This is a genomic window from Streptomyces sp. CB02009 (genome assembly GCF_001905825.1).
Lineage (GTDB): Bacteria > Actinomycetota > Actinomycetes > Streptomycetales > Streptomycetaceae > Streptomyces.
Window position 1 is genome coordinate 625,427 of the sequence record NZ_LIVV01000005.1, and the last position, 26,645, is coordinate 652,071.

Consider the following 26,645-nt stretch of genomic DNA (forward strand, 5'->3'; position numbering starts at 1 on the left):
GTTCCGCCGCGCCGATCGTCGCCGGGTCAGGAGCGGACGAGGACCGCCCCGCCCGCGTACCGCGCGGAGGCGCCGAGCTCCTCCTCGATCCTGATGAGCTGGTTGTACTTCGCGGTGCGGTCGGACCGGGACAGCGAGCCGGTCTTGATCTGCCCGCAGCCGGTCGCCACCGCCAGGTCCGCGATGGTGGTGTCCTCCGTCTCGCCGGAGCGGTGCGACATGACGGCGGTCCAGCCGGCGCGGTGCGCGGTGGCGACCGTGGCGAGGGCCTCGGTCAGGGTGCCGATCTGGTTGACCTTGACCAGGACCGAGTTGCCGACTCCGGTGCGGATGCCCTCGCGCAGCAGGTTCTCGTCGGTGCAGAACACGTCGTCGCCGGTGAGCTGGCAGCGGTCGCCGACGCGGGCGGTGAGCTCCCGCCAGCCGTCCAGGTCGTTCTCGGCCATCGGGTCCTCGATGGAGACGATCGGGTACGCGTCGATCAGCTTCGCCAGGTAGTCGGCGTGCTCGGTGGGCGTACGGCGGACGCCTTCGCCCTCGTACACGTACGCGCCGTCCCGGAAGAACTCCGAGGAGGCCGGGTCCATGACCAGGCCGATGTCCGTGCCGGGCCGGTAACCGGTGCGCTCGACGGCGGCCATGACGAAGTCGAGGGCCTCCTCCGCGGTGCGGAGCGCGGGGGCGAAGCCGCCCTCGTCGCCGACGCCGGTGGCGTGTCCGGCGGCCAGCAGGTCGCGGCGGAGGGTGTGGAAGACCTCGGAGCCCATGCGGACGGCTTCCGCGAAGGTCTCGGCGCCGATCGGGGCGATCATGAACTCCTGGAAGTCCAGCGGGTTGTCGGCGTGTGCGCCGCCGTTGACGATGTTCATCATCGGCAGCGGGAGGAGTCGGGCGTCGGGGCCGCCGAGGTAGCGGTAGAGCGGCTGGCGGTGGGCCGCCGCCGCGGCCTTCGCGACGGCGAGGGAGACGCCGAGGAGGGCGTTGGCGCCGAGCCGGGACTTGTCGGCGGTGCCGTCGAGCGCGACGAGCGCGGCGTCGAGGCCGGCCTGGTCGTCGGCGTCGCGTCCGACGACCGCCGCCGCGATGTCGCCGTTGACGTGGGCGACGGCGCGGTCGACGCCCTTGCCGTGCCAGCGGGCGGAGTCCCCGTCGCGCAGTTCGACGGCTTCGCGTGCGCCGGTGGAGGCGCCGGAGGGGACGGCGGCGCGGCCGAGGGATCCGTCGGCGAGGAGGACATCGGCCTCGACGGTGGGGTTGCCCCGGCTGTCGATGACCCTGCGGGCGGTGACGGACGTGATGACGGTGGTCTCGGGTGCCGTGGAAGCCATGGTGGTCCTTCGTCTGGATGCATGCCGCGGCCCTGCTGCGACCACGCTGGCGCGTGCCGCGGCAGCACTGACTCTACAGCCATGCTGTGCAGTTTGGCTGTGCAGTTTGGCTGTCGAGTTTGGCTGTTGAGTTGACGGCCCTTCGCCTCGCGCGGCCGGGCGTCCGGTACGGCTCCGCGGTCGGCCGCGGAGCCGTACCACCGGTTAAAGTGGCCTATGCCCACCCCGGAACCCGCCGCCGTCGCCACCGAACTGCGTACCGCGATGGGCAAGCTCACGCGACGCGTGAAGCACGAGGACCGGATCCCGCTCGGCCACGTCTCCGTGCTCGGCACCCTGGACCGCGACGGCGCCATGACGACCAGCGATCTGGCGGCCGACCAGCGCGTACGGCCCCAGTCCATGGCCCGCTCGGTCGGGCTGCTCATGGAACAGGGACTCGTCGTCCGCCGGGCGCACCCCACGGACGGCCGCAAGTCCCTGGTGGAGCTCTCCCCCGCGGGACGGGACGCCCTCGACGCGGAACGCGGGCGCAGGGTGGGCTGGCTGGCCCAGGCGATCGAGCGGGAACTCACCGGCGAGGAACGCGAGGTGCTGGCGCGCAGCGCCGCCCTGATGGAACGGCTGGCCGCGCGCTAGGAGGTGCCTTGCCGATCAGGCCGGGCACCCCCTGGGCGAAAAAAGTTTCCCGAGTCCTGTCACACCTTCGCGGGGCGCTCCGTCAGTGCTGTGAAGACGCCGACGAGGCCACGACGAAGGAGCACAGCGATGACGCACACGAACTCCACCACCGGCACCGCGACCACCACCCCCCGGGCCTCCCTCTCCCGGATGCCCAACCCCGGTGAGTTCGTCCCCGAGCTGAGCGACATCAGCGCCGCCCTCTTCCGGGCCACCGGCAACCGCTCGGTGCCGCGCGCCACGATGAGCCTCGTCCACCTGCGGGCCGGGCAGATCGTCGGCAACACCTACCTGACGATCCTGAACACCGGTTTCCTCCGCAAGGCCGGCCAGTCCGAGGAGCGCATCACCGCCGTCTCCTCCTGGCAGGACGCCCCTTACTTCACCGACGCCGAGCGCGCCGCCCTCGCCCTGGTGGAGGCCACCCTCCAGCCCGCCCCGCACGGCCGGGAGCGCGTCTCCGACGAGCTGTACAACGAGGTCGCGAAGCACTACGACGAGAAGGCCCTGGCCACCCTGACCATCGCGATCGGCCAGATCAACTTCTTCATCGCCCTGGCGGTCATCGGCAAGCCGCAGCCGGTCGCCTCCCTCGCGGACGAGCAGTGGGACTGACCGTTCCCTGAGCCCGCCGGCGCGTACGGCGAAGGCCCCCGCCCCCGGGTGATCCGGGGGCGGGGGCCTTCGACCGTCAGGAGCGGTGGATCAGAACGTGGTCAGGTTCCACCAGGTGTCGGTCTCCAGGGAGCCGGCTCCGAACTTGCCCGTGCCCGTGCCCGCGTACTGGACCAGCGCGCCGTCGCCGCGGTGCTCAGCGGAGACGAAGCTGCTGTTGGTGATCGCGGACAGGTCGTTGCGGCCGTCACCGTTGTGGTCGCCGACGGCCAGGAACGAACCCATGACGTTCCAGCCGCCGCCCACGAGCGTGCGGGTGCCGAGGGCGCCCGGCTTGCCCGGGTAGGCCCACAGCTTGCCCGTGGACGCCTCGCGGGCGAGCAGGTCGGCCTTGCCGTCGCCGGTCAGGTCGCCCGGCGCCGCCAGGGTGTTCATGACGTTCCAGCCGCCCGCGCCGATCAGCTTGCGCGCGCCGAGCGTGCCCGTGGTCGTGCCCGGGTACAGCCACAGCTTGCCCGTGGACTTCTCGACCGCGAGGACGTCCGAGCGGCCGTCGCCGGACAGGTCGCCGAACGCGGTGATGCTGTTCATGGCGTTCCAGCCGCCCGCGCCGATCAGCTTGCGGGCGCCGAGAGCGCCGGTGCCGGTGCCGGGGTAGAGCCACAGCTTGCCGCTGGCCGTCTCGCGGGCGATGACGTCCTCGCGGCCGTCGCCGGTGAGGTCGCCGTGCCGGGTGAGGGCGTTCATGACGTTCCAGCCGCCGGCGCCGACCAGCTTGCCGGAGCCGTCACCGGCCATGAACCAGAGACGGCCGGCCTTGTCCCGGGCGAGGACGTCCGAGGTCCGGTCGCCGTTCAGGTCGCCGAAGCCGCCCGCCTTGGGAGCCTGGGTCGCGTACCACTCGGGGTAGGCGTCCATGGCGCACTCGCGCTCGGTGGGGACGAGCTTCACCGAGCTGACGGAGGTGCTGCCGGGGCCGCCCCATTCGGTGCCCGTGGGGTTCGGGTCCATGACGCCGATGCCGCCGTCGAGGCCGTGGCCGGCGTCGTCGTAGAGGCAGGCGAACTTGTTCGTGCGGTTCATCACCGACCGGAACGTGTTGTCCCAGGCCCCGAGCGTCGCCACGCTCGCGTTGGTCTTGTACATCGTCCCGGAGCCGTTGTCGGTCTTCCAGGCGCAGAAGTAGCCCGACGGGCAGTCGCCGAGCGCGGCCTGAGCGGGTGCCGCGCCCGCGCCGAGGAGCCCGGCCGAGCTGAGCCCCAGCGCCGTGGCCACCGTGGCCAGGCGCCGCAGCATTGAAGTGCGCATGCATTTCCTCCCTGAAGCGGCGCGGAGAAGACCTCGAACGCGCCGCGACAGGGAAGGTACCCTGCCCGGCGCGCGCGCCCTTCAGGAGGGTGGCCTCTTACCGCCGGCGACCGGCGGGGGCCTCTTCTACGAGGTCAGGACGCCGTTCAGGAAGGGGCCGACCGCCTCGCGCCAGGCGTCCGGGTGCTCGTAGTGGAGGAGGTGTCCGGCGTCGGGGATCTCCGCGTACGCGCCGTGCGGCAGGACGCGGACCATCTCCTGGGCCTCGGCCCTGCCCAGCTCGCCGTCCAGGCCGCGGACCACCAGCGTGGGGCAGCGGACCTGGGCCAGGGACTCCCAGTGGGCGTCGTGCACCCAGGTCTCCCGGGAGGTCAGCATCTGCTCCGGGTCGAAGACCGGACGCCAGCCGTCCGGGTGCTCGGTCATCACCTCGGCGAAGAAGGCGCCCCGGGCGGGGTTGGGGCGCTCGACCCACGGGTCCTCCTCGCCGAACCAGCGGCGGACGGCGTCGAGCGAGGGGAACGGGGCCGGCCAGCGGCGGAACCAGTCCCGCCACTCGCGCTGCGAGGCCGCGCCGAGCGCCGAGGCGCGCATGTCGCAGATGACGAGGGCGTGGACGAGGTCGGGGCGCTCGGCGGCCAGCTGCCAGGCGGTGAGGGCGCCCATGGAGTGCCCGATGAGGGTGACCGGGCCGAGGCCGAGCTGCTCGACGGCGGCTGCCGCGTCGGCCACGTACGCCTCGCGGGTGAAGGAGGCGGCGGGCGGCTTGTCGCTGTGCCCGTGGCCCCGCTGGTCGAGGGCGACGGCACGGGGGCGGTGGTGCGGGTGCGGGCTCGCGCCGGAGTGGACCGCCGCCTCCGCGAGGCGGCTGATCGCCGGGGACCAGTGGGCCGCGTGGCCCATCAGGCCGTGGAGGAGTAAGACGCCGGGCCCGGCCTGCGGGGCGGTCCCGGGCGTGAAGTCCCAGGCCGCCAGCCGTACGCCGTCGGCCCCGGTGACGTCGAGTCGTCGCGCCATCCCTGGCACCCCCTCTGCTTGCCGTCGAACCACGCCAGACTATCGAACTCGCATTCGAAAATGCGCTCCTGCCGCGCAACACCCCTCGTTCGAGTGACAGGCCTCAAGGATTGACGGCCGCTGCCGAGGGGAGATCTTGAACGGGAGGCGGACCGCTCGGGGAAAACGGTCCGAGGGGATTGACCTTGAGAGCTCGGGGCTCCAGGTCAGCACAGGGGAGGACAGGCCCCGGCGCCGCGAGGCGCCGGGGCCCTCTGCCGTCCGGACCGGGCAGGAGCCCGTCACCGCGCGCGGCGGGCGCGATCCCGCCGCACTCCGAGGCACGCGGGCAGCCCGGGCGGGCGGCGTCCGACGCACGGCTTCCGCCTGCTGCACAGCACCCACCCCTCGCCCGTCCCGCACCGCTCCACCCCTCGTAGCGCACCACTCAGCCCCAGCGTGGCACGAGGACGGCGCGGGCGTAGCCATTCCGGCGTAAACCGGGGCGCACAAGGGCCGTCGACCCGGAACCGACACTCGAACGTGTCCTCTTCCGGTCCCGGCGCACCCGGAAGCGGACACCGGGCCCGAGACACCGAGGACACGGGGACGGAGACGCCGTGGACACGGACGGAGACGCCGAAGGGTGCCCCACCGGTCGTCGCGCGCGACGACCGGTGGGGCACCCTTCCTACGAGACGCGCTGTCGGCCGGGGTGCGGCGTCAGCGCTTCGCCACGAACACGTGGGCCGCGACGTCCGCGTCCAGCTCGGCCGCCTCGCCGCTGCTGCCGACGAGGATGCCGCCCGCGGACTCCGTCACCGACACCACGGAGCCCGGCTGCACACCCGCGCGCCGCAGCGTGTACATCAGCTGGGCGTCCGTCTGGATCGGCTCGCCGATCCGGCGGACGACCACCGTCTTGCCCTCGCTCGCGTCCAGTTCGGCGAGCGACACCATCGAGTCGTCGAGGAAGGCCTCCGCCTCCGCCTTCTCGCCCAGCTCCTCGAGACCGGGGATCGGGTTCCCGTACGGCGACTCCGTCGGGTGCCGCAGCAGCTCCAGGACGCGCCGCTCCACGGCCTCGCTCATCACGTGCTCCCAGCGACAGGCCTCGGCGTGCACCTGCTCCCACTCCAGGCCGATCACGTCGACGAGCAGGCACTCCGCGAGACGGTGCTTGCGCATGACACGGGTGGCGAGGCGGCGGCCCTCGTCGGTCAGCTCCAGGTGCCGGTCGCTGGCGACGGCCACCAGCCCGTCGCGCTCCATCCGGGCCACCGTCTGGCTCACCGTTGGGCCGCTCTGGTCGAGCCGCTCGGCGATCCGGGCACGCATGGGGACCACACCTTCCTCCTCAAGCTCGAGGATGGTGCGGAGATACATCTCCGTTGTGTCGATCAGTCCGGACATACGTGCCCCTCGATGAGTCGTGCGCTGGCCCTGCACCAATTCTGACGCATCGCGCCGACAACCGGGCCTCACCGGCCCAAGGCGGTATTGACAGAGCAATGGTCCAGACCGCACCGTGATCGGCGACCGGGGCAGGACCAGGGCACGACCACGACATGACGCGACGACGCGACAGCGACGAGAAGGAGCTTCTGGAATGGGCGACAGCGCGGGCGAGAGCAAGCTGGCCGGACAGTTCTTCGACGCCGCGATCGGCCTGCTCCAGCAGGTGCGCGACGGCGACTCGGCCGAGATCGCCGCGGCCGGCGCCGCGATCGCCGAGGCGGTCGCCAACGGCAACCGGCTCTTCGCCTTCGGCGCGGGCCACTCCTCGCTCGCCGCCCAGGACGTCGTCTACCGGGCCGGCGGACTCGCCCTCATGAACCTGCTCGTCGTCCCCGGCGTCGTCGGCGTCGACGTCATGCCGGCCACGCTCGGCTCCGCCCTCGAACGCGTCGACGGCCTCGCCGGGGCGGTCCTGGACTCCTCCCCCGCCACCGCGGGGGACGTCCTGATCATCATCTCCCTCTCCGGGCGCAACGCCCTGCCCGTCGAGATGGCCATGAACGCCCGCGCGCTCGGCCTCACCGTCATCGGCGTGACCTCGGTGGCGTACGCGACGGAGACCAAGTCCCGGCACGTCTCGGGGACGTACCTCAAGGACCACTGCGACATCGTCCTCGACTCCCGCATCGCCATCGGCGACGCCGAGCTCACCCACGAGGGCATCGAGGCCCCCTTCGCACCCGCCTCCACCGTCGTCACCAGCGCCCTCATGCAGGCCACGCTCGCCGCCGCCGCCGAGGACCTGGTCCGCCGCGGCATCGAGCCGCCGCTGCTGCGCTCCGGGAACGTCGACGGCGGCCACGAGTGGAACGGCCGCGTGATGACGGAGTACGGCGACCGGATCTTCTACCGGCACTGAGACCCCACCGGCGGCCGGACCCACCGCCACCGAGCCCGGGCGGGCCCGGCCCGAGGCCCCAGGCCCGGCCCGCCCGGTCACCCAGGCCCCAGGCCCGGCCCGCCCGGTCCCCCAGGTCCTAGGCCGGGTCCGCCCGGTCACCCAGGTCCAGGGCCGCCGCCACCCTCGACGCCACCGCCTCCGCGAAGACCACGTCCTCCCTCTCGAACGGCTGCCGGCACGCGGCCCGCAGGAACGTCACCACGCCCAGCGTCCGGCCCCGGGAGCGCAGCGTCACACAGACCGCGTGGGCCGCGTCGGCGGGCCACTGGTGGGCCTCCGCCCACACCTCGGCCGTGCGCCCCGCGCTCGCGCGGACCGTGCCCACCCGGTCCCAGGCCTGCAGCGCCGGATGCCTCGGGCCGTACCGCAGCGGGATGCCGCCGCCCACCACCGGCGACGCCGGGCCGGGCGCGCCCGCCGGGGTCGCCAGGGCCCTGGTCAGCCGCCGTTCGCCCGCGACCCGGTCGACCAGGCCGTGGTCCGCGAACCCGGCGAGCGCGAAGTCGAGCAGCACCGCCGCCGCCTCCGCCGGGTCCTCGCACTCCGCCGCCGCCGCGCCCGCCCGGTGCAGCTGGCTCCACCGGAACCGCAGCCGGTCCGCCTCGCGCGCCGCGAGCCGCTCCTCCGTCACGTCCTGGAAGAGCCAGGCCACACCCAGCGGCACCGGCTCCTCCGCCATCGGCGAGGACAGCAGCAGGAAGCCGCTGCGCCAGCACCGGCGCCGCTCCCCGGCGGAGGTCCGCAGCGTCACCCACACCTCGGCGGGCGCCTGCGGCGTGCCCTCCGCCAGGACGTGCTGGAGGGCGGCCTCCAGCTCCTCCGCGCCGTGCACGACGACATCGCCCAGCGGGCGGCCGAGGAGGGCGGTGCGCCCGGTGCCGAAGGCCCGGGCGGCGTGGCCGTTGACCATGGCGGGGCGCAGGTCGGCGTCGACGAGGACGACGCCCCAGGACGCGTCCTCGAACAACGCCTCGCTGAGCGCCACCGACCGCTCCAGGTCGAGCTGGACGTGGACCTCGCTGAACGCGCAGTACACCCCCGCCGGGCTGCCGTCCGCCCCGCGCACGCCGGCGGCCTGGCTCCGTACGAGCACCCGGCCGCCGTCCTTGCGGAGCAGCGCCAGCTCGTGGACCTGCCGGCCGGGGCCCTTCATGGCCCCCATCAGCCGCCGCAGGGTCTCCTCCGCGTCGGCGCTGCGCGCCGCCCAGCCCTCGAACCCGCGCCGCCCGACCGCCTCGGCGGCGGTCCAGCCGAGGATCCGCTCGGCCTCGCGGTTCCAGTGCGTGACCGTCCCGTCGGCGTCGAACGCGCAGAGCGCCGCGTCCATCCCGTCGAGCAGCGCGGCCAGCAGATCGGCCCCTGCCCCGGGAACGGAAGCGGTCGCGCTCGCGGACCCCGTGAAAGCACTCATCCCGGCACCCCCCATACTTCCGCCATTCAACTGGAACGTGACGCAGAGCACATCACCTTCACGGAAATCGTTGCATCGCGGAAACGCGTTCCGGTGCGGGGGCGCCGCGGGTGCGGGAGGAGCTGCGGGAGCGGCCTCCCGCGCGGGTAGGCCGGCGGCATGTGCGCCGGTCAGGGCGCCAGGCGCTCCACCCGCCACGTCTCGCCCGCCGGGCCGCCCGCGTTGGCCGGGCCCGGTGCGCCGTCCGGGGTGCCGGCGCCGTCCGGGCCGCCCTCGCGGACGTACCGCAGCCGGTCGTGGAGCCGGTTCTCGTGCCCCTGCCAGAACTCGACCGCGTCCGGCACGACGCGGATGCCGCCCCACTCCGGCGGGACGGGTACCTGCGTGTCGGCGGGGTAGCGGGCGGCGAGCTCCGCGTACCGGGCGAGGAGTTCCGCGCGGGACGCGATCACCGAGGACTGCGGGCTCGCCCAGGCGCCCAGCTGGGAGCCGTGCGGGCGGGTGCGGAAGTAGGCGGCCGTCTCGTCGCGGCCGATGCGCTCGGCGCGGCCCGTGACGATGACCTGGCGGGCCAGCGGGTGCCAGGGGAAGAGCAGCGAGGCGTACGGGTTGGCCGCCAGCTCCGCGCCCTTGCGGGAGTCGTAGTTGGTGAAGAAGACGAAGCCGGCCTGGTCGTAGTGCTTCAGGAGCACCGTGCGCGAGGACGGGCGCCCGTCGGGGGTGGCGGTGGAGACGACCATCGCGTTCGGCTCGTGGATCGCCGGGTTCTCGGCGGTCTCCTTGAACCAGCGGGTGAACTGCGCGATCGGTTCGGGCGCGAGGTCGGCGGGCGACAGCTCGGTGGTGCGGTACTGCTCGCGCATGTCCGCGGGATCCAGGGCGTCGTTCACAGGATCGGTCACGGGGCCATCCTGCCGCAGCGCCTCAGTTTGCCCGGCACCGCGTGCCGCCAATCCTTACTCGCCGGATCGGCGGAGTGTGCCGGATGTCACGCTTCCCCGCATCATCGGAACCGTACAGACTCTTGGGCTGGACGACTGTTGAATCCCCACCATCGACCACCATTCGGTTGATCGATCATCGATAGAGGAGCCGCCTGATGTCCGACTTCGTACCCGGGCTCGAGGGAGTCGTCGCGTTCGAGACGGAGATCGCCGAACCCGACAAGGAAGGCGGCGCCCTCCGGTACCGCGGCGTCGACATCGAGGACCTGGTCGGCCACGTCTCGTTCGGCAACGTCTGGGGTCTGCTCGTCGACGGCGCCTTCAACCCCGGCCTGCCGGCCGCCGAGCCCTTCCCCATCCCCGTGCACTCCGGCGACATCCGCGTCGACGTGCAGTCCGCCCTCGCGATGCTCGCGCCCGTGTGGGGGCTCAAGCCGCTCCTCGACATCTCCGCCGAGCAGGCCCGCGACGACCTCGCCCGCGCCGCCGTCATGGCGCTCTCGTACGTCGCCCAGTCCGCCCGCGGCCAGGGTCTGCCCATGGTCCCGCAGAGCGAGATCGACAAGGCCGAGTCCGTCGTCGAGCGCTTCATGATCCGCTGGCGCGGCGAGCCCGACCCGAAGCACGTCAAGGCCGTCGACGCCTACTGGACCTCCGCCGCCGAGCACGGCATGAACGCCTCCACGTTCACCGCCCGCGTCATCGCCTCCACCGGCGCCGACGTGGCCGCCTCGCTCTCCGGCGCCGTCGGCGCCATGTCGGGCCCGCTGCACGGCGGCGCGCCCTCCCGCGTCCTCGGCATGATCGAGGAGATCGAGCGGACCGGCGACGCCACCGCGTACGTGAAGCAGGCCCTCGACAAGGGCGAGCGCCTGATGGGCTTCGGCCACCGCGTCTACCGCGCCGAGGACCCCCGCGCGCGCGTGCTGCGCCGGACGGCCAAGGAGCTGGACGCCCCGCGCTACGAGGTGGCCGCCGCGCTGGAGAAGGCCGCCCTGGAGGAGCTGCACAACCGCCGTCCCGACCGCGTCCTGGCGACGAACGTCGAGTTCTGGGCGGCCATCGTCCTGGACTTCGCCGAGGTCCCGGCGCACATGTTCACGTCGATGTTCACGTGCGCACGGACGGCCGGCTGGTCGGCGCACATCCTGGAGCAGAAGCGCACGGGCCGGCTCGTCCGCCCGTCGGCCCGCTACACGGGGCCGGGACAGCGGAACCCGCGTGAGATCGAGGGCTACTCAGATATCGCGGGCATCGCGGGCTGAGTGCCCGAGTCCCTTCCGTACGGCGACGGCCCGACCCGCACAGTCAGGGCCGTCGCGGCGGACGGGGCCGCGCGGGCGGAGCCGCGCGGTCGGGGGCCGGCTAGGACGACAGGGCCGGCTGCGCCTCCGGGTGCAGCAGCAGGTCCGCGTGGTGGCGGGCCGTCGTCAGCGGGTGGGCCCGCAGCTTGCCCTTGAGCTCGTTGCGGCCGTACTCGGCGAACAGCGGGTTCGACGGATCGGCCGTGACGCCGGGCGCGGTCTCCGCGTACGGGAAGGTCAGCGGGCTGATCCGGGCGTCGAGCCGCGGGTTGTAGAAGAACGGCACCGAGTAGCGCTCGGTCGCCCCGGGCGGCGAGACGACCCGGTGGTTGGTGGCGAGCAGGTAGCCGTCGGTGGCCACTTCGAGGAGCTCGCCGAGGTTCACGACGAACGCGCCCGGCAGCGGCGGCACGTCGTGGAAGTTCCCGTCCTCCCGCTGGACCTGGAGCCCGCCCACGTGGTCCTGCAGGAGCAGCGTGAGGAAGCCGTAGTCCTTGTGCGCGCCGACGCCCTGGTCGTCGCCCTCGCCGCTGCTGCCCGGGTAGCGCACCAGCTTGAGGTGCGGGTGGGCGCGCGGCCCGAAGATGTCGTCGTAGAAGTCCTCGGACGCGCCGATCGAGGTGAGCAGCTCGTGCAGCAGCCGCTCGGCGACCCCGCTGAGCCGCTCGATCCAGTGCAGGGCCGCGGTCCGCAGCTCGGGGAGCGCCTCGGGCCATTGGTTGGGGCCCTCGAGCCACCAGTACGGGGCTTCCCAGGGCGCGGGGGTCCGCGCGGGGCGCTCGGCGCCGATGTCGAGCTGGTCGCGCCAGTCGCGCGCGCCGGCGGTGCGCTCGTCGCCGATGCGGGTGTAGCCGCGGAAGTGCGGCGAGTTGATGTTGTCGAGGGCGAGCCGGTCGGCCTCGGGCAGGGCGAAGAAGGCGTGCATCGCGGAGGTCAGGGCCCGCGTCTCGGCCTCGGTCACCCCGTGCCCGATCAGCTGGAAGAAGCCGACGTCGTGCGCGGCCGAGTGGAGCTGGGCGTGGAGCAGGCGCCGGGCCTGGGGGTCACGGTCTGCGGCGGAGAGGTCGACGATGGGGAGCTGCGAGGAGTACGAGCTGCGAGTCATGGGTGCGTCCGCGGGGTCTACGGGTGCCCGGGGCGGCCGCCGAGGGTGGGGCGGGGGCCACGGGTGCCGGTCGGCTTGGGCTCTGAACGAGGGACCCGGTGGGGGGCGCTGGTGGTGCCCCTGGGGGTCATGCGGAGCGGCGACAGCTCATGGACGTGACGCGGAGGAAGTCCACGTGGCGACGGCGTACGAGCGTAGGCATGCGACCAGAGTACTGCGGCGGGGAGGCTTGGACTGTGGCGCGGGTCACGTCATACGGGAGGACTTGCGGCCTTGACGGACTTCGGGAGGAAGAACCCAGGTGAGGGCCCCGGGCGGGCCCGAATCTTTACGCCGGTGTTTCGGCCGGGCCCGAATCCCTCCTACGCCAGCGCCTCGTCCAGCAGCAGGGCCCACTGGGCGACGACGCGTTCCCGGCGGGCGCGGTCGTCCGTGAGGAGGGTCGCGAGGCCGAGGCCGCGGGCCATGTCCAGGAAGCCCTGGACGGTTTCGCGGACGCCGGGGCGGGACTCGTCGGCCCCCAGCACCTCGACGGCCATGCGGTGGGACTCGCGGCCGACGCGCGCCTCCAGTTCGGTCACGCGCGCGCGGAGCTGCTCCTCGCCGGAGGCCGCGACCCACAGGTGGAGGGCGGCGCGGAAGAGGGGACCGGTGAAGAGGTCGACGAGCGCGGCGACGGCCTCGTGGCGGTCACGGGACGGCAGCGTCCGCAGCGCCTGGGAGCGCTCCTCCGCGACGTATTCGACGGCGGCCGTGAACAGGTCCTCGCGGGTCGGGAAGTGGTGCTGGGCGGCGCCCCGGGAGACGCCCGCCCGTTCCGCGACGACGGCGACCGTGGAGCCCGCCCAGCCGTGTTCGGCCAGGCAGGACACGGCCGCCTCCAGGAGCCGCTGCCGGGTGGCGCGGCTCCTGTCCTGCTTGGGTGCGGTCACAGCCGCCATGCGGGGTCCCGTCGTTCGAGGAAGGCCGTCATCCCCTCGCGCGCCTCGGCGGAGGCGAACAGCGTGGCCGACCTCTGCACCAGGTCCTCCGCGTCACGTTCGAAGGTCTCCAGGACTCTAGCGGTGACCAGCCGCTTCGCCTCGCGCAGGCCCTGGGGGGCGGCGGAGCGGAGGGCGTCGAGGATGCCGGGCAGCGCGTCCTCCCGGTCCGTCACGAGCCCCATGGCGATCGCCTCCGGCACCCCGAACCGCTCGCCCGTCAGGTAGTGGCGGGCCGCCGCGCGGGGTTCGAGCTTCGGGAGCAGGGTGAGGGAGACGACGGCCGGGGCTACCCCGATCCGTACCTCCGTGAGCGCGAAGTCGGCGCCCTCCCCCGCGACGACGATGTCGGCGGCGCCGAGCAGGCCGAGGCCGCCGGCCCGGGTGCGGCTGCCCCCGGTGACGTGGGCGACGACCGGCTTCGGCAGGGCGACGACCTGCCGGAGCAGGTCCACGAAGGCGTACGGGCTCGGCGGCGCCTTGAGGTCGGCGCCGGCGCTGAACGTGCTGCCGGTGTGGGTGAGCACCACCGCCCGGACCGCGGGGTCCTTGCCGCAGACGGTGAGCGCGTCGGCGAGCTCGGCGACGAGCGTCGCGGAGAGCGCGTTGCGGGTGGCCGGGGAGTCGAGGGCGAGGGTGGTGATCCCCCGCTCCTCGGTGACGACGACCAGGGTCATGTGCGGTCCCTCAACTCTCGGTCCTGGAGCTCTCGGTCGCGGCGGCCGCGGTCCTCCCGGTCCCGGTCCCGGAGCTCTCTGCGGAGGATCTTCCCGGACGCTGCCCGGGGCACCGCCTCGATGAACTCGACGTCGCGGACCTTCTTGTACGGGGAGACCCGGGCGGCGACGTGCGCCATGACGTCCTCGGCGGTGAGGCCGGGCGCGGCCGCCTGCCGTACGACGTACGCCTTGGGGATCTCGGTGCCGTCCGCGTCCGTGACGCCGATGACGGCGGCGTCGGCGACGCCCTCGTGGGTGAGGAGCAGCGCCTCCAGTTCGGCGGGGGCGACCTGGAAGCCCTTGTACTTGATGAGTTCCTTGACGCGGTCGACGACGTACAGCCAGCCGTCGTCGTCGACCCGGCCGATGTCACCGGTGTGCACCCAGCCGTCGGCGTCGATCATCGCGGCGGTGGCGTCGGGCCGGCCGAGGTAGCCCTTCATGACCTGCGGCCCCCGGATGGCGACCTCGCCCTCCTCGCCGGGTGCCGCGTCCTTCGAGGGGTCGTCGAGGGACAGGATCCGCATCTCGGTGGAGGGCAGCAGCTTGCCGACGGTGCCGGGCGGCGGGTCCTGGGCGGTGAGCGGGACGACGTGGGTGCCCGGGGACAGCTCCGTCATGCCGTACGCCTGGAGGACCGGCGGCAGCCCGAGCCGCGCCGAACAGGCCTGGGCGAGGGCCGCGTCGAGCGGGGCGGCGGCGCTGACGATGTACTCGAGGGACGACAGGTCGTAGTCGGCGACGGCCGGGTGCTTGGCGAGGGCGAGGACGATCGGCGGGGCGACGTAGAGGCCGTTGATGCGGTGCTTCTGGATGGCGCCGAGGAAGGTGTCGAGCTCGAAGCGGGGCAGCACGACGACGGTGGCGCCCTGGCGGAGCGGCGCGTTCATGAGGGCGGTGAGCCCGTAGATGTGGAAGAAGGGGAGGATCGCCAGGATCCGGTCGCCGGGCCCCATCGGGATGACCGGTTCCAGCTGGGCGAGGTTCGTCGCGATCGAGGCGTGGGTGAGCATCACGCCCTTGGGGACGCCGGTGGTGCCGGAGGAGTACGGGAGCGCGGCGATGTCCTCGTCGGGGTCGACGTCGGTCTCGGGCACGGGGCCGGTGGATCCGAGGAAGGCCTGCAGCGAGCGCACGCCCTCGCCCTCGGGGCCCTGCGGCGGCTGGTCGCAGACGAAGATATCCCGTACCCCGCCCGCGAGTTCGGCCGCGGCGCGGGCCGCGGGCAGCAGCGGGGAGACGGTGACGATCCAGCGGGCGGCCGAGTCGCGGAGCTGCTTGGCGAACTCCTCGGGGGTGGCCAGCGGGTGCACGGTGGTGACGGACGCGCCCGCGCGCGTGGCGGCGTAGAACGCGACGGGGAACAGCACGGTGTTGGGGCTGTGCAGCGCGAGCACGTCCCCCTTGCGCACACCGGCCTCGGCGAGTCCGGCGGCGACCCGCCGGTGGAAGGCGTCGACCTGTCCGTACGTGAGGGTGAGCTCTCCCGCGCCGTCGATCAGTGCGGGGGTGTCGCCCCGCTCGGCCGCGCGGCCGAGCACCGCGTCGTGGATCGGCAGGGAGACGGTCGGAACGGCCTCGTACTCGCTGTGGAACACCATGCAAGCCCCCTGGAGAGGTGGGAGTGGTGGAAGGTGGTCGCCAGGATCGCGTGTGGGGGTACGGCTTGGGGAGACCCTGTCAGCAGTCCGGGGAAACAATCAAGCATGCATGCATGATTCTTCGGAGGACGACGGCCCGCCCCCGGGAACGGGGACGGGCCGTCGGGCGTCAGCGCTCGCAGGCCACGCCGTCGCCGTCGCGGTCGAGGTGGCTGCCGTAGCCGGGCTCGCCCGCGTGGATGGGGGCGGCGCCGGCCGCGCGGACGGCCGTGCAGTTGCGGTAGTAGACGCTGCTGTCGCCGCCGGAGGACGTGTCGTCAGCGGCGTCCTCGGTGGGCGCCGGCTCCTGGGTGGGCACCGGCTCCTGGGTACGCGTCGGCTTCGGGGTGGTCGGCTTCGGCTCGGGCGTCGGGGTGGGCTTGCGGAGCACCTCGTCGGGCGACTTCGGGCACGGGACGCCCGGCGCCGTCAGGTACACCACCGGCACCGCCGACGAGAGCGGCGCACCGGCGTCCGGACGCTGGAAGCAGACGGTCCAGGCGGCGCGGTCGGCCGGCAGCTCGACGTCCTTGTAGGCGGCGTGGGAACGGCCCAGGTTGGCGGTGAGGAACCGCTCGGAGTCGGCGTACGTCCCGCCGACGAACGAGGGCATCGCCAGGGCCTCCGGCGCCTTCGACGGCGTGGGCGTCGGGGTCGGCGTGGGCGTCGGGGTCGCGGTGGCCGTCGCCGTCGGCTTCGCCGCGCCCTTCGCGTCGGCCTTCTCCTCCTCCGGCGGGTCGCTGAGGAGCAGCAGCAGGAGCCACAGAGCGCCGAGGACCGTCGCGACGACCTTCTTGTTCCGGCTCCAGCGGCTCGTCCAGGTCAGGGCGATGCCGGCCGGGGGGAAGAGGACGAGGAGGGAGACGACCACGGCGGGGTGCTGCCACCAGCGCCGGGCGGGCAGCGGGGCGGGAGCGTGCTGGAACGGCGGCGGAGGCGGGTACACGTGCGGCTCCCAGGGGCTGTGAGCAGGTGCGAGGTGCACGGATCGTACACAGCTTGTTCACAACCGGTAGCCCTTCCTACGGAATTCGCGACGGGATCGGAACGGGTTCGGAACGGGCCCGGGACCGGCCCGCGACCGGCTCGGGACCGGCCCGCGGCCGGCTCGCGGCACGCCCGGACCGGGCCCTTCCGGAGCCCGAACTTCCGCTCCGCGCACGGCCATCGGCCGGTTAGCCTGCGCGTATGGTCTTCAAGCGTCTTCTGGGCATGGGCGGCGTACCGCTCGAGATCGACACCGTCATCCCGGCCGAACCGGTCCTCCCGGGCGGCCTCCTGCACGGCGAACTGGTCCTTCGCGCACCCGACCGCCGCATCGAGGTGAAGTCGATCTGGCTGAGGCTGGTGACCGACGCGCCGGTGGCCCACAAGGGCGACGGTGACGGATCCAGCGGCGACACCTTCGACTACCCGTCGGTGAGCGGCCACTTCACCCTGGAGAAGGGCGAGGAGAAGCGGCTCCCCATCCGCCACCGGCTCAAGTGGGAGACCCCGCTGACCGAGGTGAAGGGGCAGAAGCTCGGGGTCCGCCTGGGCATCCACACCGAGGTCGAGGCCGAGGGCGTCAAGGCGCAGACGGACGACGACCCCGTGTACATCGGCGCGCTGCCGCTGCACGAGGCCGTCCTGGACGCCTTCGCCGCCGAGGGGTACGCCCTGCGGACCTCGCGCGTCCACAACGGGAACATCCCCCGCACCGAGTACCACGTCTACCGGGCGCAGGGGTTCCTGCTCGTCGACGAGCAGTCCGGGCAGGACCGCCCCGAGGAGCTCGAACTCCACTTCCACACCAACGCGGTCGGCTGCGAGATCTTCCTGCGCAAGGCGAAGCTCGGCGAGCGCTGGTGGAAGGACAAGCCGCCGGCCCGCCGCTTCGTCGCCGCCCACCACGAGGTCGGCCGGGTGGACTTCGCCGAGGCCGTCCGCCACTGGATCGACGAGGTGGGCCTCGCCGACGGCAGCCACCCGACGAGCGACCACGAGGACTGAACCGACCACGGGCCGGCGCCCGCAAGGCCGCCGGCCCGCACCGGCACTGGCACGGCACCGGCACCGGCACCGGCACTGCACCGGCACTGGCACCCGCACCCGCACCCGCACCCGCACCCGCACCACTCCGTACGCGCGGGCGGTGAAAGGTTGTACGCGGAGGATCTTCCTTTTCTTTTTCCCCGGACTTTACGATCCGGAGGCCTTCGGGCCCCCGTTTCCGCCTCCGTCCCGGGAGGGACTTTGCTTCACGCGCTCCACCGACGTCGCACCCGCCGGCTCGCGGCCTGCACGGCCCTCGCGTTCGGCCTGGGCCTGCTGTCCGTCGTTCCCGCGTCCTCCACGGCCGTGGCGGCCTCCACGACGGCCGGCGCGAAGCCCCGCTTCGACCGGGACGGCGACGGCACGAGCGACCGGGTCTACCGGTCGGCCGCCACCGGCGAGCTGCGGATATCCCTGTCGAAGACCGGCACCAGCGCGCCCTTCGCGCTCAGCTTCCCCGGCATGGAGATCCTGCCGGCGGACGACCTCACGGGAACCTCGACCCCGGAGCTGCTGACGCTCCAGGCCGACGGCAGCCTCGTGCTGCGCCGCGGCGTCAGCCCCACCTCCGTCGGCTCGGCGGACTGGTCGGGATCCGGCTGGCAGATCTACAACAAGGTCCTCGCCCCCGGCGACCTGACCGCGGACGGGCACCAGGATCTGCTGGCCCGCACGCCGGACGGCACGCTCTACCTGTACGCGGGGAAGGGCACGATCGACAACGGCGGCCCGTTCAAGACCCGCGCCAAGGTCGGCGGCGGCTGGCAGGTCTACGACCAGCTCGTCGGCACCAACGACCTCGACGGCGACGCGATCGCCGACATGGTCGCCAGGACGCCGGGCGGCGACCTCTACTTCTACCAGGGCACCGGCTCGGCCACCGCACCCTTCAAGGCCCGCGTCCTGATCGGCGGCGGCTGGTACACGTACAACCAGATCATCGGCGCCGACGACCTCGACGGCGACGGCAGGGCCGACCTGCTGGCCCGCTCGTACAGCGGCGCCTTCTACCGGTACCTCTCCGTCGGCGGCGGGAAGTTCGGGGCGCCCACGGCCTTCGGTGGCGGCGGCCAGACCCTCTCGTACTACCTCGGCCAGGGCGGCGTCCCCGCGTACGGGAAGCACAACCTGTTCACCGTGAACGCCGCGGGCACCGCCTTCACCCACGGGGCGCTGGCGGACGGCAGGCTCACCGCGCCCCGGCAGTACGCGGGGGCCGGAGACTTCGCCTACCACTGGCCCACCGTCAACGGGTACGCCCTGGACGGGGTCGACCGGGCCAACCTGCTGACCGCCGACAACCGCGGCCTCATGATGTGGCGCGAGGAGGGCGGCACCCCGATCGGCAATCAGGTCGGTAGCGGCACCGCCTATCAGAACTACCAGTTCAAGGTCTCGCCCGGCGATGTCAACGGCGACGGCGAGGCCGACTTCATCGGTGCGGACCACCGGGGCGACCTCTACCTCCACCCGGGCCTGAAGAGCCACTCGCCCGCGTACCTCGGCCCGGCCGTGCGGATCGGCTCGATCGGCACGAGCAACATGCTGATCGGCGCAGGGGACGTCACGGGCGACGGCCGCCCCGACCTGGTCTCCCGGGACGGCGAGGTCCTGTACGTGCACGCGGGCACCGGCTCCGCCACCGCTCCGTTCGCTCCGCGCAACTACGTCGGCCACGGCTGGTACCTGTACAAGTACCTGGCCTCGCCCGGCGACATGGACGGCGACGGCCGTGCCGACCTGGTCGCCGTCACCCCGGGCGGTGACGTGTACCGCTACTCGTCCAGCGGCCTGGTCGACTCGTACGAGTTCCACTCCCGCGTCAAGATCGCCTCGGGCTGGAAGTACGACCACGTCAGCTGACGCGGTCGCGACGGGCTGCCCCGGTCGGTACGACGGGCAGCCCCTCGCGCGCCCGGCGGGCCGCCCCTGTCGCTACGACGCGGGCGGCCCGTCGCCCGTCCGGCGGGCCGCCCCGGTCAGTACGACTTGGGCAGCCCCAGCGTCTGGTGCGAGACGAAGTTGAGGATCATCTCCCGGCTGACCGGCGCGATCCGCGCCACCCGCGCCGCCGTGACCAGCCGGGCCAGGCCGAACTCCTTGGTCAGGCCGTTCCCGCCGAGCGTGTGGACGGCCTGGTCGACGGCCTTCACACAGGCCTCGGCCGCCGCGTACTTCGCCATGTTGGCGGCCTCGCCCGCCCCCATGTCGTCCCCCGCGTCGTAGAGCTGCGCGGCCTTCGCCATCATCAGCCGGGCCAGCTCCAGCTCGATGTGCGCCTGGGCGAGCGGGTGCGCGATCGCCTGGTGGGCGCCGATCGGGGCCTTCCAGACCTGGCGCTCCTTCGCGTACTTCACGGCCTGCGCCAGCGCGTACCGGCCCATGCCGATCGCGAACGCGGCCGTCATGATCCGCTCCGGGTTGAGACCCGCGAACAGCTGGAGCAGCCCCGCGTCCTCGTCGCCGACGAGCGCGTCGGCCGGCAGGTGGACCTCGTCGAGCGTCAGCTCGAACTGCTTCTCGTGCGCGTCGAGTTCCATCTCGATGTGCCGCCGCTCGAAGCCGTGGGCGTCACGCGGGACGATGAAGAGACAGGGCTTGAGGCTGCCCGTGCGGGCGTCCGACGTGCGGCCCACGATCAGCGTCGCGTCGGCGATGTCGACGCCGGACACGAACACCTTCCGCCCGTTGAGGACCCAGCCCTCCTCGGTACGGGTCGCGGTCGTCGTGATCCGGTGCGAGTTCGAGCCCGCGTCGGGCTCCGTGATGCCGAACGCCATCGTCCGCGAGCCGTCCGCGAGACCCGGCAGCCAGGCCCGCTTCTGCTCCTCCGTGCCGAAGCGGGCGATGACCGTGCCGCAGATCGCGGGCGAGACCACCATCATCAGGAGCGGCGCGCCGGCCGCGCCGGCCTCCTCCAGGACGACGGACAGCTCGGCCATGCCGCCGCCCCCGCCGCCGTACTCCTCGGGGAGGTTGACCCCCAGGTAGCCGAGCTTGCCGGCCTCCGCCCACAGGGTGGCCCGGTCGAAGCCGGGGCCGTGCCGGTGCCCGAGCGCGGAGACGGCGGCGCGGAGCGCGGTGAGCTCTTCACTTTCGATCATGGTGCTCATACGGTCTGGTCCTCCTGTGCTGCTTCGGTCGTGGCGTCGTCCGAGACGACGGCGAGCAGGGCACCTACCTCGACCTGGCGGCCGGGGGCGGCGTGGAGCGCGGTGAGCGTGCCGGAGGCGGGGGCGATGACGCGGTGCTCCATCTTCATGGCCTCCAGCCAGAGGAGCGGCTGACCGGCGGTGACGCGATCGCCGACGGCGAGGCCGTCCGCGACCCGGACGACGGTGCCGGGCATGGGCGCGAGCAGGGAGCCGGGGGCGGTCTGCTCCCGCGGGTCGGTGAAGCGGGGGTGGACGGTGAGCCGGTGGGATCCGGCGTGCACGATGCCGTCCCCGTACGCGGCGACGTCGAAGTCCCGTACGACACCGGCGACTTCGAGGCGCACCCGGCCGGGGTCCGCCGAGACCGCCTGGACGCCCTCGGGAGCCGTCACCTCGAAACCGCCGTCCCGCGTCGGCCGGTAGCGGACCTCGTGACCGCCGTACGTCCGCGTCTCGTCCTGGGACCGCAGGTTGCGCCACCCCCCGCCGAAGCGGCTCCTGCGGGCGGCGGCCTCGGCAAGCGCGGCGGCCACGGCCGCGTGCTCGCCGCCGGTCCGGGGCTCCGTCAGGGCGTCGAGGTTCCGGTCGTAGAAGCCGGTGTCGAGCAGCCCGGGGTCCGCGAACCCGGGATGCCGCAGGGAGGCGACCAGCAGGTCCCGGTTGGTGACCGGTCCGTGGATCCTGGCCCGCTCCAGGGCACGGGCCAGCTTGCGGACCGCCTCCGCCCGGGTCGGGGCGTGGACGATCACCTTGGCGAGCATCGGGTCGTAGTGGACTCCGATCGTGTCCCCGGAGGCGTACCCGGTGTCGAGGCGCGTCCGGCCCTCCCCGGGCAGCTCGAAGAGGTGCAGGACACCGGTCTGCGGGGCCCACGCGCGCGCCGGGTCCTCCGCGTACAGGCGCGCCTCGATGGCGTGGCCGCGCGGGGCGGGGGGCTCCGGCGGCAGGGCGCGGCCCTCGGCGACGGCGAGCTGGAGGGCGACGATGTCGACGCCGAACACCTCCTCCGTCACCGGGTGTTCGACCTGGAGGCGGGTGTTCATCTCCAGGAACTGCGCGCGGCCGTCCGCCACGAGGAACTCGACCGTGCCGGCGCCGACGTAGCCGACGGCCTTCGCCGCCCGGACTGCCGTGTCCAGGAGGGACGCTTCGAGCGCGGCGGGCAGGCCGGGCGCCGGCGCCTCCTCGACGACCTTCTGGTGGCGCCGCTGGAGGGAGCAGTCCCGGGTGCCGAGCGCCCAGGCGGTGCCGTGGGTGTCGCAGAGGAGCTGGACCTCGACGTGCCGCCCGTTCTCGACATAGGGCTCGACGAACACCTCGCCGTCGCCGAAGGCACTCAGCGCCTCGGCCGACGCGGCGGCCGACTCCCCTTCGAGCTGGTCGAGTTCCCGTACGATCCGCATCCCCCGCCCGCCGCCGCCGGCCGCCGCCTTCACCAGGACGGGCAGGTCGGCCTCGGTCACGTCCGTCAGGGGCGCGATGCCGAGGAGCTCCTTGGCGCGGGTCTTGGACGCCATCGCCTCGATCGCCTCGGGCGGCGGGCCGATCCACACCAGTCCGGCGTCGACCACCTGCCGGGCGAAGTCCGCGTTCTCGGAGAGGAATCCGTAGCCGGGGTGGACGGCGTCCGCGCCCGCCGCGAGCGCCGCCTCCACCACCAGGTCGCCGCGGAGATACGTCTCCGAGGGCGCCGCCCCCGGCAGCCGTACCGCCGTGTCCGCCTCCCGTACGTGCAGGGCGTCGGCATCCGCGTCGGAGTACACGGCGACCGTCGACATGCCCAGCTCACGGCAGGTACGGAAGACCCGGCAGGCGATCTCACCGCGGTTCGCGACGAGGACGGAGGTGATCGTCGAGGGCTCGGTCATGGGGAGGGGCCTCACATTCGGAAGACGCCGAAGCCGCCGCGCGCGCCCTCGACCGGTGCCGTGTGGATCGCGGAGAGGCACAGCCCGAGGACCGTGCGGGTGTCGCGGGGGTCGATGACCCCGTCGTCGTAGAGCCGGCCGGAGAGGAACATCGGCAGGGACTCGGACTCGATCTGCGCCTCGACGAGCGCCCGGAGACCGGCGTCGGCCTCCTCGTCGTACGGCTGCCCCTTCGCGACGGCGCTCGCCCGCGCCACGATGGAGAGGACGCCGGCGAGCTGCTGCGGGCCCATCACGGCGGACTTGGCGCTGGGCCAGGCGAACAGGAAGCGCGGGTCGTAGGCCCGGCCGCACATGCCGTAGTGCCCGGCGCCGTAACTCGCCCCCATCAGGACGGACAGGTGGGGGACGCGGGAGTTCGACACGGCGTTGATCATCATCGCGCCGTGCTTGATGATGCCGCCCTGCTCGTACTCCTTGCCGACCATGTAGCCGGTGGTGTTGTGGAGGAAGACGAGCGGGATGTCGCGCTGGTTGGCGAGCTGGATGAACTGCGCGGCCTTCTGCGACTCCGGGCCGAACAGGACGCCCTGCGCGTTGGCGAGGATGCCGACCGGGTAGCCGTGCAGGCTCGCCCAGCCGGTGACCAGGCTCGGCCCGTACAGCGGCTTGAACTCGTCGAAGTCGGAGCCGTCGACGATCCGCGCGATCACCTCGCGCGGGTCGAACGGGGTCTTGAGGTCCCCGGGCACGATCCCGAGCAGCTCGTCCTCGTCGTACTTCGGGGGTTCCGCGAGACCGGGGTCGGGCTGGGCCTTGCGGTGGTTCAGCCGGGCCACGATGCGCCGTGCCTGCCGGAGCGCGTCGGGCTCGTCGACGGCGTAGTGGTCGGCGAGCCCGGACATCCGCGCGTGCATCTCGGCGCCGCCGAGGGACTCGTCGTCGCTCTCCTCGCCCGTCGCCATCTTCACCAGCGGGGGACCGCCGAGGAACACCTTCGACCGCTCCCTGATCATCACGGCGTGGTCGGACATGCCGGGGACGTACGCGCCGCCGGCCGTCGAGTTGCCGAAGACGACCGCGACCGTGGGGATGCCGGCGGCGGAGAGCCGGGTGAGGTCGCGGAAGAGCGCCCCGCCGGGGATGAAGATCTCCTTCTGGGAGGGGAGGTCGGCGCCGCCGGACTCGACGAGCGAGATCACGGGCAGCCGGTTGGCGAACGCGATCTCGTTGGCCCGGAGCGCCTTCTTCAGCGTCCACGGGTTGGAGGCGCCGCCGCGCACGGTCGGGTCGTTGGCGGTGATCAGGCACTCGACGCCCTCGACGACCCCGATGCCGGTGATCAGGGAGGCGCCGACCGCGTAGTCACTGCCCCAGGCCGCGAGCGGCGACAGCTCCAGGAAGGGGGTGTCCGGGTCGACGAGCAGCTCGATCCGCTCGCGGGCGAGCAGCTTGCCGCGCTTGCGGTGCCGCGCGACGTACTTCTCGCCGCCGCCCGCGAGCGCCTTGGCGTGCTCGGCGTCCAGCGCGGTGAGCTTGTCGAGCATGGCCGCGCGGTGGGCCCGGTAGTCGGATCCGCCGGTGTCGAGGGCGGAGGCGAGGACGGTCACAGGAGTCCCTCCGGGATGTCTGTTGCGCGGGAGCGGAGCCACTCGCCGAGGGCCTTGGCCTGGGGGTCGAAACGGGCCTGCGAGGCGACGCCCTCGCCGAGGATCCCGGCGAAGGTGAAGTTGAGCGCGCGCAGCCGCGGCAGCACGTGCCGGGTGATCTCCACACCGGCCGTCTCGGGGAGCAGTTCACGCACCCGCTCGACCGTGAGGGCGTGCGCGAGCCACCGCCACTCCTCGTCCGTGCGCACCCAGACGCCGACGTTCGCGTCGCCGCCCTTGTCGCCGCTGCGGGCGCCGGCGATCCGGCCGAGCGGCACCCGCCGGGTGGGCCCTGGCGGGAGCGGCTCGGGAAGGTCCGGTACGGGCACGGGCGCGAGCTCCCGGGTCCGCTGCGGTACGGGAACGGGGGCGCGGGTCCCGTCCGGGAGCACGGCCGTGTGGGGAACGTCGGCGACCGGTACGTACGCACTCTCGAAGACCCCGTAGGGGGCGCCCTTCCCGGGCGGCGCGGTGACGTGGAAGCCGGGGTAGCTGGAGAGGGCGAGTTCGACGGCCGCGCCGGTGAGGGCCCGGCCGACGGCCTCAGGGGCGGGGTCGCGGACGACGAGCCGCAGGAGGGCGCTGGCGGTCTCCTCGGAGTCGGCGTCGGGCCGGTCGGTGCGGACGAGCTCCCAGCGGACCTCGCGGGGACGGCCGCCGGCGAGGGCGTCCTCGACCTGCCCCCGCACGAGTGCGGCCTTCTCCTCGATGTCGAGGCCGGTCAGGACGAACACCACCTCGTTGCGGAAGCCGCCGAGGCGACTGAGTCCGACCTTGAGCGTCGGCGGCGGCGCCTCGCCCCGCACCCCGTCGATGCGGACCCGGTCGGGCCCCTCCCGGGTGAGGCGGACGGTGTCGAGGCGGGCGGTCACGTCGGGCCCCGCGTAGCGGGCGCCGGCCGTCTCGTACAGGAGCTGGGCCGTGACCGTGCCGACGTCGACGAGGCCGCCGGTCCCGGGGTGCTTGGTGATGACGGCGCTGCCGTCCTCGTGGAGTTCGGCGACCGGGAAGCCGGGGCGGCGGAGCAGCGCCGGGTCGTGCTCGCGGAAGAAGGCGTAGTTGCCGCCGGTGGCCTGGGTGCCGCATTCGAGGACGTGCCCGGCGACGACCGCGCCCGCGAGCTTGTCGTACTCCTCGGGCCCCCAGCCGAAGTGCCACTGGGCGGGCCCGGTGACGAGGGCGGCGTCGGTGACCCGGCCGGTGACGACGACGTCGGCGCCGGCGGCGAGGCAGGCGGCGATCCCGGCGCCGCCGAGATAGGCGTTGGCGGCCAGTGCGCCGTCGACGGCCGGCAGCCGGTCGCCCTCCACGTGCGCGACCCGCGTGGGCAGCCCGAGCTTGGCGGCGAGGACGCGCAGGGCGTCGGCGAGACCGGCGGGGTTGAGGCCGCCGGCGTTGGTGACGATCCGGACGCCACGGTCGTGGGCGAGACCGAGGCCCTCCTCCATCTGGCGCAGGAAGGTCTTCGCGTACCCGGAGGACGGGTCCTTGAGCTGGTCACGGCCGAGGATGAGCATGGTGAGCTCGGCGAGGTAGTCCCCGGTGAGGACGTCGACCGCACCGTCGGGCCCGCCACCGGTGAGCATCTCGCGGACGGCGTCGAAGCGGTCGCCGTAGAACCCGGAGGCGTTGCCGATCCGGAACACCATCAGCGGGTCCCTTCGGCGGGCCGGCCGGGACCCGCGGGTCCGGCGAAGGCCTGGGCGATGGTGAGCCACTGCTCGGCGTCCGGGCCGACGGCGACCAGGGAGGTGTCGTCACGGTGGACGCGCTGGGTGACGAGCAGACAGAACTCCAGCGCCTGCCCGGTCACCTTCTGAGCGGCGTCCTCGGGTCCGTACGCCCACAACTCCCCACCTGCGGATACGAGTTCCACCCGGACGGGCTCGACGGGAACGGGCAGGCCCCGCACCAGATAGGCGTAGCCCCTGGCCCGGTGACCGATCCAGGCGACGTGCCGGATGCGGTTGGTCGGCGTACGGACGGCCCCGAGGGCGTCGGCGACGTCCTGGCCGTGCGCCCAGGTCTCCATGAGCCGGGCGGTGGCCATGGCGGGGGCACTCATGGGCGGCCCGTACCAGGGGAACCGCACACCGGCCGGAACCCCCCGCAGAGCCTCCTGCAGCAGCTCGCGCCCCTCGCGCCAGTGGGCGAGCAGCTCGCCGGGCGGCAGCTTCGCCCCCTCCTCGGCACCCTCGTCGACGAAACGCTCGGGGGCGGCGACCGCCCTGGCGGCCTCGGCGGCGAAACCGTCCGGATCGGTGACGGCGAGGAGCGCGGCCCGGTCGGTCCAGGCCAGATGCGCGACCTGATGGGCGACGGTCCAGCCGGCGGCGGGGGTGGGCGCGGCCCACCGCTCCTCACCCAACGCGCCGACAAGGACGTCGAGTGCTTCGCTCTCCTCGCGCAGATCATCGAGGACGACAGCGGGGTCGGACACGGTGCGCTCCCCTCGGGACACGGCGGCGTGCCCCGGAGCATGACAGCGA

Annotated in this window: 22 protein-coding genes; 6 read left to right on the forward strand and 16 right to left on the reverse strand. The window is 73.4% G+C overall.

Annotated elements, in window-relative coordinates:
- Positions 1-26 precede the first annotated feature (26 nt).
- Complete coding sequence (gene eno, locus AMK27_RS22450) at positions 27-1,328, reverse strand: phosphopyruvate hydratase (RefSeq protein ID WP_073911197.1); 1,302 nt, start codon at positions 1,326-1,328, stop codon at positions 27-29.
- 216 nt (positions 1,329-1,544) lie between these two features.
- Here eno and AMK27_RS22455 point away from each other — a divergent pair, with 216 nt between their 5' ends.
- Together AMK27_RS22455 and AMK27_RS22460 are read left to right on the forward strand one after the other, a co-directional pair.
- The gene (locus AMK27_RS22455) at positions 1,545-1,967 is read left to right on the forward strand and encodes a MarR family winged helix-turn-helix transcriptional regulator (protein ID WP_073911201.1); all 423 of its coding nucleotides are present in this window, start codon (positions 1,545-1,547) and stop codon (positions 1,965-1,967) included.
- 129 nt (positions 1,968-2,096) lie between these two features.
- Positions 2,097-2,624 carry a carboxymuconolactone decarboxylase family protein gene (locus tag AMK27_RS22460; RefSeq protein WP_107425637.1) on the forward strand — a complete coding sequence of 176 codons (528 nt, stop codon included), beginning with the start codon at positions 2,097-2,099 and terminating at the stop codon, positions 2,622-2,624.
- A gap of 90 nt (positions 2,625-2,714) precedes the next feature.
- Here the strand turns inward: AMK27_RS22460 and AMK27_RS22465 are convergent, their stop codons facing one another.
- From AMK27_RS22465 to AMK27_RS22475, 3 genes are all read right to left on the reverse strand, one after another.
- Complete coding sequence (locus tag AMK27_RS22465; protein WP_073911204.1) at positions 2,715-3,932, reverse strand: FG-GAP-like repeat-containing protein; 1,218 nt, start codon at positions 3,930-3,932, stop codon at positions 2,715-2,717.
- A 126-nt stretch (positions 3,933-4,058) separates the two neighbouring features.
- Complete coding sequence (locus tag AMK27_RS22470; protein WP_073911208.1) at positions 4,059-4,949, reverse strand: alpha/beta fold hydrolase; 891 nt, start codon at positions 4,947-4,949, stop codon at positions 4,059-4,061.
- 702 nt (positions 4,950-5,651) lie between these two features.
- On the reverse strand, positions 5,652-6,341 hold the full coding sequence (locus AMK27_RS22475) for a metal-dependent transcriptional regulator (RefSeq protein ID WP_030322213.1): 690 nt from the start codon (positions 6,339-6,341) through the stop codon (positions 5,652-5,654).
- Between the two features lie 196 nt (positions 6,342-6,537).
- On the opposite strand from AMK27_RS22475, the gene AMK27_RS22480 reads away from it, so the two are divergent.
- Positions 6,538-7,305 carry an SIS domain-containing protein gene (locus tag AMK27_RS22480; protein ID WP_073911212.1) on the forward strand — a complete coding sequence of 256 codons (768 nt, stop codon included), beginning with the start codon at positions 6,538-6,540 and terminating at the stop codon, positions 7,303-7,305.
- A gap of 118 nt (positions 7,306-7,423) precedes the next feature.
- On the opposite strand, the gene AMK27_RS22485 is transcribed toward AMK27_RS22480, so the two are convergent.
- Both AMK27_RS22485 and pdxH read right to left on the reverse strand, forming a co-directional pair.
- Complete coding sequence (locus tag AMK27_RS22485) at positions 7,424-8,758, reverse strand: PAS domain-containing protein (protein WP_073911216.1); 1,335 nt, start codon at positions 8,756-8,758, stop codon at positions 7,424-7,426.
- Positions 8,759-8,928: 170 nt separating this feature from the next.
- Entirely contained in the window at positions 8,929-9,621 is a 693-nt protein-coding gene (gene pdxH / locus AMK27_RS22490) for a pyridoxamine 5'-phosphate oxidase (RefSeq protein ID WP_241847588.1), read from the reverse strand.
- Positions 9,622-9,857: 236 nt separating this feature from the next.
- On the opposite strand from pdxH, the gene AMK27_RS22495 reads away from it, so the two are divergent.
- Complete coding sequence (locus tag AMK27_RS22495; RefSeq protein WP_073911219.1) at positions 9,858-10,967, forward strand: citrate synthase 2; 1,110 nt, start codon at positions 9,858-9,860, stop codon at positions 10,965-10,967.
- Between the two features lie 100 nt (positions 10,968-11,067).
- On the opposite strand, the gene AMK27_RS22500 is transcribed toward AMK27_RS22495, so the two are convergent.
- The 5 genes from AMK27_RS22500 to AMK27_RS44580 all read right to left on the reverse strand — a co-directional run bounded on the left by AMK27_RS22500 (position 11,068) and on the right by AMK27_RS44580 (position 16,396).
- Positions 11,068-12,111, reverse strand: coding sequence for an isopenicillin N synthase family dioxygenase (locus tag AMK27_RS22500; RefSeq protein WP_073911222.1), 1,044 nt, complete (start codon positions 12,109-12,111; stop codon positions 11,068-11,070).
- A 362-nt stretch (positions 12,112-12,473) separates the two neighbouring features.
- Positions 12,474-13,052, reverse strand: a complete 579-nt coding sequence (locus AMK27_RS22505) for a TetR/AcrR family transcriptional regulator (protein ID WP_073911226.1) — start codon at positions 13,050-13,052, stop codon at positions 12,474-12,476.
- Positions 13,040-13,768 carry an enoyl-CoA hydratase family protein gene (locus AMK27_RS22510; protein ID WP_073911230.1) on the reverse strand — a complete coding sequence of 243 codons (729 nt, stop codon included), beginning with the start codon at positions 13,766-13,768 and terminating at the stop codon, positions 13,040-13,042. The genes AMK27_RS22505 and AMK27_RS22510 overlap by 13 nt, the downstream gene beginning before the upstream one ends.
- Entirely contained in the window at positions 13,765-15,411 is a 1,647-nt protein-coding gene (locus tag AMK27_RS22515; RefSeq protein WP_073911234.1) for an AMP-binding protein, read from the reverse strand. The genes AMK27_RS22510 and AMK27_RS22515 overlap by 4 nt, the downstream gene beginning before the upstream one ends.
- Positions 15,412-15,580: 169 nt before the next feature.
- Positions 15,581-16,396 carry an excalibur calcium-binding domain-containing protein gene (locus AMK27_RS44580; protein ID WP_382509343.1) on the reverse strand — a complete coding sequence of 272 codons (816 nt, stop codon included), beginning with the start codon at positions 16,394-16,396 and terminating at the stop codon, positions 15,581-15,583.
- Positions 16,397-16,638: 242 nt separating this feature from the next.
- On the opposite strand from AMK27_RS44580, the gene AMK27_RS22525 reads away from it, so the two are divergent.
- Positions 16,639-17,442 carry a sporulation protein gene (locus AMK27_RS22525; RefSeq protein ID WP_073911237.1) on the forward strand — a complete coding sequence of 268 codons (804 nt, stop codon included), beginning with the start codon at positions 16,639-16,641 and terminating at the stop codon, positions 17,440-17,442.
- A 243-nt stretch (positions 17,443-17,685) separates the two neighbouring features.
- On the forward strand, positions 17,686-19,347 hold the full coding sequence (locus tag AMK27_RS22530) for an FG-GAP repeat domain-containing protein (protein WP_073911240.1): 1,662 nt from the start codon (positions 17,686-17,688) through the stop codon (positions 19,345-19,347).
- 116 nt (positions 19,348-19,463) lie between these two features.
- On the opposite strand, the gene AMK27_RS22535 is transcribed toward AMK27_RS22530, so the two are convergent.
- From AMK27_RS22535 to AMK27_RS22555, 5 genes are read right to left on the reverse strand one after another with little or no spacing between them, the layout of a single operon-like run.
- Positions 19,464-20,597 carry an acyl-CoA dehydrogenase family protein gene (locus tag AMK27_RS22535; protein ID WP_073911244.1) on the reverse strand — a complete coding sequence of 378 codons (1,134 nt, stop codon included), beginning with the start codon at positions 20,595-20,597 and terminating at the stop codon, positions 19,464-19,466.
- Positions 20,594-22,507, reverse strand: a complete 1,914-nt coding sequence (locus tag AMK27_RS22540; protein ID WP_073911247.1) for an acetyl/propionyl/methylcrotonyl-CoA carboxylase subunit alpha — start codon at positions 22,505-22,507, stop codon at positions 20,594-20,596. Before AMK27_RS22540 ends, AMK27_RS22535 begins: the two co-directional genes overlap by 4 nt.
- Positions 22,508-22,518: 11 nt before the next feature.
- Positions 22,519-24,117 (reverse strand): acyl-CoA carboxylase subunit beta, encoded by a 1,599-nt coding sequence (locus AMK27_RS22545; protein ID WP_073911250.1) that lies wholly within the window; start codon positions 24,115-24,117, stop codon positions 22,519-22,521.
- On the reverse strand, positions 24,114-25,805 hold the full coding sequence (locus AMK27_RS22550; RefSeq protein WP_073911253.1) for an acyclic terpene utilization AtuA family protein: 1,692 nt from the start codon (positions 25,803-25,805) through the stop codon (positions 24,114-24,116). The genes AMK27_RS22545 and AMK27_RS22550 overlap by 4 nt, the downstream gene beginning before the upstream one ends.
- Positions 25,805-26,596: a TIGR03084 family metal-binding protein gene (locus AMK27_RS22555; protein ID WP_073911256.1), complete on the reverse strand. Its 792-nt coding sequence runs from the start codon at positions 26,594-26,596 to the stop codon at positions 25,805-25,807. Before AMK27_RS22555 ends, AMK27_RS22550 begins: the two co-directional genes overlap by 1 nt.
- Positions 26,597-26,645 lie beyond the last annotated feature (49 nt).

Excerpts from the sequence above, each read along its gene's own strand:
- pdxH (WP_241847588.1), bottom strand. The coding sequence starts at position 9,621 with ATGCGCGAGCAGTACCGCACCACCGAGCTGTCGCCCGCCGACCTCGCG.
- AMK27_RS22475 (WP_030322213.1), bottom strand. The coding sequence starts at position 6,341 with ATGTCCGGACTGATCGACACAACGGAGATGTATCTCCGCACCATCCTC.
- AMK27_RS22505 (WP_073911226.1), bottom strand. The coding sequence starts at position 13,052 with ATGGCGGCTGTGACCGCACCCAAGCAGGACAGGAGCCGCGCCACCCGG.
- eno (WP_073911197.1), bottom strand. The coding sequence starts at position 1,328 with ATGGCTTCCACGGCACCCGAGACCACCGTCATCACGTCCGTCACCGCC.
- AMK27_RS22540 (WP_073911247.1), bottom strand. The coding sequence starts at position 22,507 with ATGACCGAGCCCTCGACGATCACCTCCGTCCTCGTCGCGAACCGCGGT.
- AMK27_RS22485 (WP_073911216.1), bottom strand. The coding sequence starts at position 8,758 with ATGAGTGCTTTCACGGGGTCCGCGAGCGCGACCGCTTCCGTTCCCGGG.
- AMK27_RS22515 (WP_073911234.1), bottom strand. The coding sequence starts at position 15,411 with ATGGTGTTCCACAGCGAGTACGAGGCCGTTCCGACCGTCTCCCTGCCG.
- AMK27_RS22500 (WP_073911222.1), bottom strand. The coding sequence starts at position 12,111 with ATGACTCGCAGCTCGTACTCCTCGCAGCTCCCCATCGTCGACCTCTCC.
- AMK27_RS22550 (WP_073911253.1), bottom strand. The coding sequence starts at position 25,805 with ATGGTGTTCCGGATCGGCAACGCCTCCGGGTTCTACGGCGACCGCTTC.
- AMK27_RS22465 (WP_073911204.1), bottom strand. The coding sequence starts at position 3,932 with ATGCGCACTTCAATGCTGCGGCGCCTGGCCACGGTGGCCACGGCGCTG.
- AMK27_RS22510 (WP_073911230.1), bottom strand. The coding sequence starts at position 13,768 with ATGACCCTGGTCGTCGTCACCGAGGAGCGGGGGATCACCACCCTCGCC.
- AMK27_RS22495 (WP_073911219.1), top strand. The coding sequence starts at position 9,858 with ATGTCCGACTTCGTACCCGGGCTCGAGGGAGTCGTCGCGTTCGAGACG.
- AMK27_RS22455 (WP_073911201.1), top strand. The coding sequence starts at position 1,545 with ATGCCCACCCCGGAACCCGCCGCCGTCGCCACCGAACTGCGTACCGCG.
- AMK27_RS22535 (WP_073911244.1), bottom strand. The coding sequence starts at position 20,597 with ATGAGCACCATGATCGAAAGTGAAGAGCTCACCGCGCTCCGCGCCGCC.
- AMK27_RS22460 (WP_107425637.1), top strand. The coding sequence starts at position 2,097 with ATGACGCACACGAACTCCACCACCGGCACCGCGACCACCACCCCCCGG.
- AMK27_RS22525 (WP_073911237.1), top strand. The coding sequence starts at position 16,639 with ATGGTCTTCAAGCGTCTTCTGGGCATGGGCGGCGTACCGCTCGAGATC.
- AMK27_RS22470 (WP_073911208.1), bottom strand. The coding sequence starts at position 4,949 with ATGGCGCGACGACTCGACGTCACCGGGGCCGACGGCGTACGGCTGGCG.
- AMK27_RS22480 (WP_073911212.1), top strand. The coding sequence starts at position 6,538 with ATGGGCGACAGCGCGGGCGAGAGCAAGCTGGCCGGACAGTTCTTCGAC.